The following is a 9,352-nucleotide window of genomic DNA, read 5'->3' as shown; positions in this document are numbered from 1 at the left end:
GCGCCTGGAACCAGGTGGTCCGTATGATCCCGGCGCTCGTCATCGACGAGGCGGGCGTGGACGAGGGACTGCGGGCCTGGGCGAAGGCGGTCGAGGCGGGCACGTCGGGAGCCGACGGCCGATGACCACCGCCACCCGCGACCTGGCGGGTCTGACGGCCCGTATCGCCGAGATCGCGCCCGGCCTGCGGGTGGAGACCGGCCCGGGGGCGACGGGCCCGTACGCCTACGACGCCTCCAACTACCGCGTGCTGCCGTGGGCCGTGGCCTTCCCGCGCACCGCCGACGACGTGGTCGCGGTGCTGCGGGCCTGCCGGGAGGCGGGCGTGCCGGTCACGGCCCGGGGCGGCGGCACCAGCATGGCGGGCAACGCCGTCGGACTCGGTGTCGTCCTGGACTTCTCCCGGCACCTGAACCGGATCCTGGACATCGACCCCGAGGCCCGCACCGCGCGGGTCGAGACCGGTGTCGTCCTCGACGCGCTGCGCGCCGCGACCGCCCCGCACGGGCTCGACTTCGGCCCCGACCCGTCCTCGCACAGCCGCTGCACCCTCGGCGGCATGATCGGCAACGACGCGTGCGGCAACCGGTCGGTGCGCGACGGGCGGACCAGCGGCCATGTCGAGGCCCTGGAGATCGTGACGGCCGACGGCGTGCGGGCCGTCGCCGACCGCTCCGGACTGCATCCGGTCGACCCTCAGGACGCCGGACTCGTCGCCCGCCTGGAGACGGACGTACGCCGGCTGATCGCCGACAACCTGGAGCCGATCCGTACCGAACTGGGCCGGATCCCGCGCCAGGTCTCCGGCTACCAGTTGCACCGCCTGCTGCCGGAGAACGGCTTCGACATGGCCCGCGCGCTCGTGGGCACCGAAGGCACCTGTGCGGTCGTCACCGCCGCGACGGTCCGCCTGGTGGCGACCGCACAGGCCTCGGCGCTGCTGACCCTCGGCTACGACGACGTCGTCGACGCCGCCGAGGACGTGCCGGAGATCCTGCGTTTCTCGCCCAGCGCCGTGGAGGGCATGGACGAGGCGATCGTCGCCACCATGCGCGTCCGCCGCGGCCCGGACTCCGTCACCGGCCTGCCCGAGGGCCGCGCCTGGCTCTACGTCGAACTCGAAGGCGAGGACCAGGCCGCGGTCGACGGCCGTGCCGCCGAGCTGCTCGGCGTGCTGAAGGCACAGGGCCGGCTGACCGGCGGACGGGTCGTCGAGAGCCCGGCCGAGCGGCGCTCGCTGTGGCGGGTCCGCGAGGACGGGGCCGGGCTCGCCGCCCGGTTGGTGGACGGCGGGGAGTCCTGGCCCGGCTGGGAGGACGCGGCCGTCGCCCCCGAGAACCTCGCCGCCTATCTGCGCGACTTCCGCAAGCTGCTGGCCTCGCACGGGCTGACCGGTGTGCTGTACGGGCACTTCGGCGCGGGCTGCGTCCACGTACGGGTCGACTTCGACCCGGCCACGGACACCGGCCGGGCCGTCATGCGGCGGTTCCTCTCCGAGGCCGCCACGCTGGTCGTCTCGCACGGCGGCACCCTGTCGGGCGAGCACGGTGACGGACGGGCCCGCAGCGAACTGCTGGAGGTCATGTACAGCCACCGCATGCTCGCCGCGTTCGCCGCGTTCAAGCGGATCTTCGACCCGGACGGGCTGCTCAACCCCGGAGTCATCGTCGAGCCGGCCCCCCTGGACGCCGACCTCGCGCTGCGTGAACTCCCGCTCGTGGACACGTCGTTCACCTTCCCGCACGACACGGACGGCTTCACGGGCGCGGTGCGCCGCTGTGTCGGCATCGGCCGCTGCCGCAGCGACTCCGGCGGGGTGATGTGCCCGAGCTACCGGGCCACGGGGGAGGAGAACGACTCCACCCGCGGCCGGGCCCGCATGCTCCAGGAGATGGTGCGCGGAGAGGCCGTCCAGGACGGCTGGCGCTCGACCGAGGTCAAGGACGCCCTCGATCTGTGCCTGTCCTGCAAGGCCTGCTCCAGCGACTGCCCGGTCGGCGTCGACATGGCGACCTACAAGGCGGAGTTCCTGCACCAGCACTACAAGGGCAGGCTCAGGCCCCGCTCCCACTACTCGCTCGGCTGGCTGCCCAGGACCTCCGCCCTCGCCGGATACGCGGCCCGCCCCGTCAACCTCCTGCTGCGCGGACCGCTCGGCAGGCTCCTCGCCCGCCTCGGCGGCGTGACCACGAAGCGCAGGATCCCCGCCTTCGCCTCCCGGCGCGCCCTGCGGAAGACCCTGCGTGCGGCGAAGCCCCCGGGGCCGGCGAAGGCCCTGCTCTTCGTCGACAGTTTCACCCGGGCCTTCCGCCCCCAGGTCGCGGGAGCGGCGAGCCGCGTGCTCGCCGACGCCGGCGTTCCCTGCGCCCCGCGGGACGGGCTGTGCTGCGGACTGACCTGGGTCAGCACCGGCCAGCTTTCCGCGGCCCGCAGGATCATGGCCCGTACGGTCGCCCACCTCGACGACGGCGACGACCGGCCGATCATCGTGGCCGAGCCGAGCTGCGCCGCCGCCCTCAAACGCGACGTGCCCGAACTCCTCGGCACCGAGGCCGCACAGCGCGTCGCCGACCGCGTCCACACCTTCACCGGGGCCCTCACCGACCTCGCCGACCAGGGCTGGACCGCGCCGCCACTGCCCCGGGACGTCGTCCTGCAGACCCACTGCCACGAGTACGCCACCTTCAAGGGCCGCCGCCCCGCCGACCTGCTGCGCCGCCTCGGCGTCCGCACGGTCGACGAGGCCGAGGGCTGCTGCGGACTCGCCGGGAACTTCGGCTTCGAGGCGGAGCACTACGACACCTCGATGGCCGTCGCGGACCTGGCCCTCAAGCCCCGCATCGACGCCCTCGAAGGACGCCCCGTCGTGGCCGACGGCTTCAGTTGCGCCACCCAGATCGACCACCTCGCCGGTGACCGGGGCGTCCGCGCCCTGCACCTCGCGGAACTCCTCGACCCCTCCGCCGATCGACCAGGAGAGCACTCATGACCGAGGTACTGAACCAGTTGTTCATCGGCGGTGCCTGGGTGGACGCCGCGGACGGCGCCACCCTGCCCGTCGACGACCCCGCCACCGGCGAGATCATCGGCCATGTCGCCGACGCGGGTGCCAAGGACGCCAGGCTCGCGGAGGAGGCGGCCGTCCAGGCCCAGGCCGAATGGGCCCGTACGGCACCTCGGGCGCGCAGCGAGATCCTGCGCCGCGCGCACGAGCTCATCCTGGAGCGCACGGATGAACTCGCCCGTCTGATGACGTCCGAGATGGGCAAGCCGCTCGCCGAGGCCAGGGGAGAGGTGGCGTACGCCGCCGAGTTCTTCCGCTGGTTCTCCGAGGAGGCCGTGCGGATCGACGGGGGATGCGGCACGCTGCCCGACGGCCGCAACCGCATGCTGCTCTCCCGCCGCCCGGTCGGCCCCTGCCTGCTGATCACGCCGTGGAACTTCCCGCTGGCCATGGGCACCCGCAAGATCGGCCCGGCGATCGCGGCGGGCTGCACCATGATCCTCAAACCCGCCCCGCAGACCCCGCTGTCCAGCCTCGCCCTCGCCGGGATCCTGAAGGAGGCCGGGCTGCCGGACGGCGTGCTGAACGTCGTCACCACCTCCCGCGCCGGAGAGGTCTGCGAACCGCTGCTGCGCGGCGGCCGGATCCGCAAGCTGTCCTTCACCGGCTCCACGGCCGTCGGCCGGCTGCTGCTCGCGCAGTGCGCCGACACCGTCGTACGGACGTCGATGGAGCTGGGCGGCAACGCGCCGTTCATCGTCTTCGACGACGCCGACCTGGACGTGGCCGTGGACGGCGCGATGGTCGCCAAGATGCGCAACATGGGCGAGGCCTGCACCGCCGCGAACCGCTTCTTCGTCCACCGGCCGGTCGCCGAGGAGTTCGGGCGGCGGCTCGCCGAGCGGATGGGCGCGCTCGTGGTCGGCCCCGGCACCCGGGACGGCGTCGACGTCGGCCCGCTGATCGACGCCACCGGACGGGCCAAGGTGGAGGAGCTCGTGGCCGACGCTGTGGAGCGCGGCGCCGAGGTGCTCGTGGGCGGGCGGAGGCCTGAAGGGCCCGGCAACTTCTATCCGCCGACCGTGCTGGCCGGTGTCGATCCCGACAGCCGTCTGATGGACACGGAGATCTTCGGCCCGGTCGCCGCGATCCTCACCTTCGACGACGAGGACGAGGTCCTGCGCCGCGCCAACGACACACCCTGGGGGCTGGTCGGTTACGTCTTCACCCAGGGGCTGGACCGGGGCCTGCGCGTCAGCGAAGGTCTGGAGGTGGGCATGGTCGGCCTCAACACCGGCCTCGTCTCCAACCCGGCGGCCCCGTTCGGCGGGGTCAAGCAGTCCGGACTCGGACGCGAGGGCGGCCGGGTCGGGATCGAGGAGTTCCTGGAGTACCAGTACGTGGTCGTGCCCGTGCGCTAGCGGTGGAGGCGCCGCCGGTACGTCTCGGCGCTCAGAGCCGGGATCCTGCCCGGCACCGCGCTTCCACGCGGAGGGCGGTGCCGGAGCCGTCCACGCGCGTGTGCGGGGGCTGAACTAGACGCCCGACCGGCGGTGGGCGATCTCGGCCGCCGTGTCGGCGACCATGCGGCCCCATTCGGGCAGCCGGCTCTCGTCGTAGCGCGAGTCCGGCATCGAGACGGCCACGGAGGCGAGTGGTGTGCCGTCGGCGTCGAGGACGGGCGCGGCGATCGCGCACACGTCGGGGAGGAACTGGTTGCGGTTGACCGCGTACCCCTCGGCCCGCACGCGGGCGAGGTCCGTGCGCAGCCGCGCCGCGTCGACCGGCGTGGACGCGCTGTAGCTCTGCAACCCGCGTGCGACGACCGCGTCGAGGTCGGCCCCCGACAGGTGGGCCAGCACACTGTGCCCGGTGGCCGTGGCGTGCAGCGGGGAGATGTCGCCGACGGCATGGAAGGTCCGTACGACGTGGTCGCAGTCGACGCGGTCGACGACGACCGTGCCGTGCGGGGCGTCGGGCACCGACAGGTGGATGGTCTCGTTCAGCGCGTCACGCAGCCGAAGCATCGGTTCGCGTGCGGCGGCGAACAGACTGGAGCCCTGGAGTGCGGCGGGCCGTACGGCCAGGACGCGGACGCCGACCTCCCAGCTCGTGGTGTCCCTGCGGTTGGCCCGCAGCCAGCCCGCCTCGTTCAGCGTGACCAGGGTGCGCTGCACGGTCGACTTGGGCAGGCCGAAGAGCTTGGTCAGCTCCCCGACGGTGACCGGCTGGTGCTGGGCGACCGCCTCCAGGATGCGCAGCGACCTGGTGACACTCTTCATTTCCATCCGGTTTCCCCCATTGGTCCTCGGAATTTCTCCTGGGTGCCCTCTTGACTCCCCCTGAGGGCCACTGTCATTCTCTGTGCCAGATTCTAGCACAGCATTCCACAATGTGGCACGGCCCTCCGGAGGATCCCGACGAGGTGAGCCGGACTCCGAGAACCGGGCGAATGCGGCCGGAGAGCCCCGAAGGGCCCCGTCCCCGCTCGAACCCCCTCGAATCGATCAGCCTCACGCAGGGGCTCAGGATGCGCCCCGGCGATACGAAAGGAAAGCCCTGTGTCAGCTGCCAGGAAGCGCGTCGCGGTCGTGGGCGTGGGAACGATGGGCAGTCAGGCCGCCTGGCGGCTCGCCGCCCGCGGTGCGCAGGTCGTCGCCTACGACCGCTTCGCCCCCGGCCACGACCGCAGCGCGGCCGGCGGCGAGACGCGGATCTTCCGCAGCGCCCACTTCGAGGACTCCCGCTACGTGCCGCTCCTCAAGCACGCCGACACCCTCTGGGAGAGGCTCCAGGAGGAGACGGGCCGTGAGCTGCGCCGACAGACCGGATGCCTGCTGATGGGGTCCACCGAGCACCAGCAGATGGCCACCGTCCTGGAGTCCATCGCCGAACACGGCCTCGACCACGAGGTGCTCGACGCCGAGACGATGGCGAAGCGGTTCCCGCAGTACCGGCTGGAGGACGGGGATGCTGCCGTCCTCGACCGCAGGGCGGGCTTCATCCGCCCCGAGCTGACCGTCCAGACCGCCGCCCGCCGTGCCGAGCAACTGGGCGCGCAGATCCACCGCTACACCCCCGTGCGGGAGATCGTCCCCGTCGGGAACGGAGTGGAGATCCGCACCGACGCCGGCAGCGAGCGCTTCGACACCGCCGTCGTCACCGTCGGGCCCTGGGTGAACGACCTGCTGCCCGAACTGCCCTGGGAGGTGGACGTCCGCCGCCTCGTCAGCGCCTGGTACGTGCCCACCACCGACGCCTGGTTCGGCGAGGAGCGTCCCGCCTTCATCCGCACCACCCCCACCCACTGCTACGGCCTGCCCTCCCCGGACGGCATCTCCGTGAAGATCGGCCTCTCGCGCGCCCTGCACGCCCCGGCCGGCGACCCCAACGCGCTGGACCGCACCGTCCGGCCGGAGGAACTGGAGCTCTTCACCGACCTCGTCCGCCGCCATCTGCCCGACCTGCACCCGGACCCGACCCGCCTGGCCGTCTACATGGAGGGCTACACCGAGAGCAGCCGCCCGCTGATCGGCCCGCTGCCGGGAGCCGAGAACGTCGTCCTGCTCGCCGGCTTCTCCGGCCACGGCTTCAAGCTGTCACCCGCGTTCGGCGACATCGCCGCCGATCTGGCGCTGGACGGCACCTCGGCGCAGCCCATCGACTTCATCAGCACACTCGGCCGCACCACGGCCTGAACGAGGTACGTCATGACACTGACCGTCGGACCCTTGCGGGCCGAACCGGGCCGCAAGACCCGGGGCACGATCCCCGTGGACCTCGGCAGCACGACCGTCGAGATCCCACTGATCCTCGTCAACGGCTCACGCCCCGGCCCCCGGGTCGTCATCACCGGCGGCGTCCACGGCGGCGAGTTCGTCGGCGTCGACGCGGCCGCCCGCCTCGGGGGAACCCTGGAGCCGGACGACGTCGGCGGCCAGGTGGTGATCTGCCCGGTGGCCAATCCGCCGGCGGTGTACGCCGGCCGGCTGGGCAAGTCCCCGCTCGACGACGTCAACATCAACCGCGTCTTCCCCGGCCACCGCGAGGGAGGCCCCACCGAGCGCCTGGCCGCCTGGCTCTTCGACCACGTCATCGCCGGCGCCGAAGCCTACGCGGACCTGCACAGCGGAGGCATCGACGAGACCCTGCTCGACTTCGTCGGCTACCGGCTCACCTCCGACGAGGAACTCGACGCCAGGACGCGGGCGATGGCTCACGCCGTCGGCTACGAGCGGGTCCTGTTCGGCCGCAACGCCGAGGGTGGCAACAGCCATGCCGCGGCCGCCCGCCTCGGTATCCCCGCCATCCTCATCGAGACCGGCCGGCTCGGCGAACGCCACCCCGAGCAGACCCGGACCCTGCTCGACGGCCTGTACCGCGTGCTGCACCACCTCGGCGTCCTCGACGAGCCGCCGCGCACCGCGCCCGTGGCCGTGCCGCCGCGCGACTGGGTGTGGACCGGGTCCGTCGTCTCCCCGGCCACCGGCCTCTGGTACCCGGATGCCGCCACCGGCGACGACGTGACCGCGGGCCAGACCATCGGCCGTGTCATCGACCCGGCCCACGGCAGCGAACACAAGGTCACCGCCACCGCCACCGGCAGGATCCTCTATGGCATGAACGGGCTCACCGTCGCCCCCGGCGCCGAACTCGCCGCCATGGCGCAGCCCGCCGACTGACCGGCCGCCCCCAACGGCCCCACCCCTCAGTCCCCAGCCGCCCCACCCTCGCCCCGCTCATCCGGTCCCCACGCGCCAGCCCCAGGAGATGTGTCATGAGTGATCCAGTCATAGGCCGCAGAGCGCTCCTGCGCGGAGCAGGCGGTATCGCCGCCCTCGCCGCCCTGCCCTCCCTCGCCGCCTGCGGCACCGGCACCAGCCGTACCGCGTCGGGCGGCAAGGGCGGCGGCAAGTCGGTGGTCGTCCGCGACAGCGGCGGCACCTACGGGGAGGCCCTCCAGAAGGCGATCTACACGCCGTTCACCCAGGAGACCGGCATCGGCGTCCAGGTCGTCAACCTCCAGAGCACCCAGATGCTGGCCCAGATCAAACAGGGCCGCCCCCAGTTCGACCTCATCAACAACTCGATGATGGACCACCGCAAGTTCGGGGCGCAGGACGCCCTGGAGGCGCTGGACACCGACCGGATCAAGAGCCTGAAGAGCGCCAGGATCCCCGACAGCCAGATCACCGACCACGGCATCGGCAACAGCTTCTACGGCCAGTGCATGGCCTACCGCACCGACGCCTTCGACGGCCGCAAGCCGGAGTCGTGGGCCGACTTCTGGGACACCGCGGGGTTCAAGGGCAGCCGCTCGATGTGCAACCCGGACGCCGACCTGCCCGAGTTGGAGTTCGCCCTGCTGGCCGACGGCGTCCCGATGGACAAGCTCTACCCGCTCGATCTGGACCGCGCCTTCAAGGTGCTGACCCGGCTCCGCTCCGACATCAAGAAGTTCTGGGACAGCGGCCCGCTCCCCGGTGTGCTCCTGAGCCGCCAGGAAGTGACGATGTCCACCGTCTGGGACGGCCGGATCGCCGACCTGGAGAAGCAGGGCGTCCCGGTCGCGCGGCAACTCAACGGCATGCGCCGCCAGTTCCAGGGCTACGCCATCGCCAAGGGGGCGGCCCACGTGGACGCCGCCTACCGGCTCATGGACTACGCGCTGCGTCCCGAGTCCCAGGCCCGTCTGGCCAAGGCCTTCCCGTCGAACCCGTCCTCCCCGGTGGCCTACGAGAAGCTCACCACCGACGAACGCAACGCCCTCGCCGGTGCGCCGCAGTACTACGACAAGGGTTTCGACGCGGACATCGGCTGGTGGCTCAAGAACGAGACCGCCGTCACCAAGCGTTGGCTGGAGTGGGCCCGTGACTGAATTCGGTGTAGCCATGCCTTCCCTGGAGACCACCGGCGGCAAGCCCGCCACCACGACCGGCAAAGCCCTGTCCGTAGTGGCCCTGCGCAAGACCTACGGGGACGTCGTCGCCGTGGACGAGGCGTCCATGGAGATCGCCGCCGGGGAGTTCGTCACCTTCCTCGGCGCCTCGGGGTCGGGCAAGACCACGACCCTCATGATGATCGCGGGCTTCTGCGAACCCGACTCCGGCACCATCACCGTCGGGGGCCGCGACGTCACCCGGCTCGCCCCCCAGAAACGCGGCCTCGGCTTCGTCTTCCAGCAGTACCTCCTCTTCCCGCACATGACCGTCAGCGAGAACATCGCCTTCCCGCTCACGCTGCGCGGCGTGCCGAAAGGCGAGATCCGCAGGCGGGTCGGGGAGACCCTGGAGATCGCCGGCCTCTCCGGGTTCGGCAGCCGCCGCCCCCGCGAGCTGTCCGGCGGAC

General features: G+C 72.2%; 7 protein-coding genes. 6 read left to right on the top strand and 1 reads right to left on the bottom strand.

The annotated features are described in order from the left end of the window. Positions 1-121: 121 nt before the first annotated feature. Both ACFTZL_RS34990 and ACFTZL_RS34985 read left to right on the top strand, forming a co-directional pair. The gene (locus ACFTZL_RS34990; RefSeq protein WP_382591386.1) at positions 122-2,989 is read left to right on the top strand and encodes an FAD-binding and (Fe-S)-binding domain-containing protein; all 2,868 of its coding nucleotides are present in this window, start codon (positions 122-124) and stop codon (positions 2,987-2,989) included. Further along, complete coding sequence (locus ACFTZL_RS34985; RefSeq protein ID WP_382591383.1) at positions 2,986-4,425, top strand: NAD-dependent succinate-semialdehyde dehydrogenase; 1,440 nt, start codon at positions 2,986-2,988, stop codon at positions 4,423-4,425. The genes ACFTZL_RS34990 and ACFTZL_RS34985 overlap by 4 nt, the downstream gene beginning before the upstream one ends. Before the next feature lie 114 nt (positions 4,426-4,539). Here ACFTZL_RS34985 and ACFTZL_RS34980 read toward each other — a convergent pair whose 3' ends face one another. Beyond that, positions 4,540-5,286, bottom strand: a complete 747-nt coding sequence (locus tag ACFTZL_RS34980) for an IclR family transcriptional regulator (RefSeq protein ID WP_382591389.1) — start codon at positions 5,284-5,286, stop codon at positions 4,540-4,542. A 279-nt stretch (positions 5,287-5,565) separates the two neighbouring features. Between ACFTZL_RS34980 and solA the strand changes: the two genes are divergently transcribed. The 4 genes from solA to ACFTZL_RS34960 all read left to right on the top strand — a co-directional run. Then, positions 5,566-6,702 carry an N-methyl-L-tryptophan oxidase gene (gene solA / locus ACFTZL_RS34975; RefSeq protein ID WP_382591380.1) on the top strand — a complete coding sequence of 379 codons (1,137 nt, stop codon included), beginning with the start codon at positions 5,566-5,568 and terminating at the stop codon, positions 6,700-6,702. Between the two features lie 12 nt (positions 6,703-6,714). Continuing rightward, positions 6,715-7,686 (top strand): succinylglutamate desuccinylase/aspartoacylase family protein, encoded by a 972-nt coding sequence (locus ACFTZL_RS34970; RefSeq protein WP_382591377.1) that lies wholly within the window; start codon positions 6,715-6,717, stop codon positions 7,684-7,686. 95 nt (positions 7,687-7,781) lie between these two features. After that, positions 7,782-8,882 (top strand): ABC transporter substrate-binding protein, encoded by a 1,101-nt coding sequence (locus tag ACFTZL_RS34965; protein ID WP_382591374.1) that lies wholly within the window; start codon positions 7,782-7,784, stop codon positions 8,880-8,882. 13 nt (positions 8,883-8,895) lie between these two features. Then, positions 8,896-9,352: ABC transporter ATP-binding protein (locus ACFTZL_RS34960; RefSeq protein WP_382591371.1), on the top strand; the 457-nt coding region annotated here is incomplete at its 3' end.

The sequence above is a fragment of the Streptomyces sp. NPDC056948 genome, assembly GCF_042674225.1.
GTDB classification, from domain to species: Bacteria; Actinomycetota; Actinomycetes; order Streptomycetales; family Streptomycetaceae; genus Streptomyces; species Streptomyces purpurascens.
Note: the sequence above shows the minus strand (reverse complement) of the source record. Positions and strands in the feature narration are given on the sequence as shown.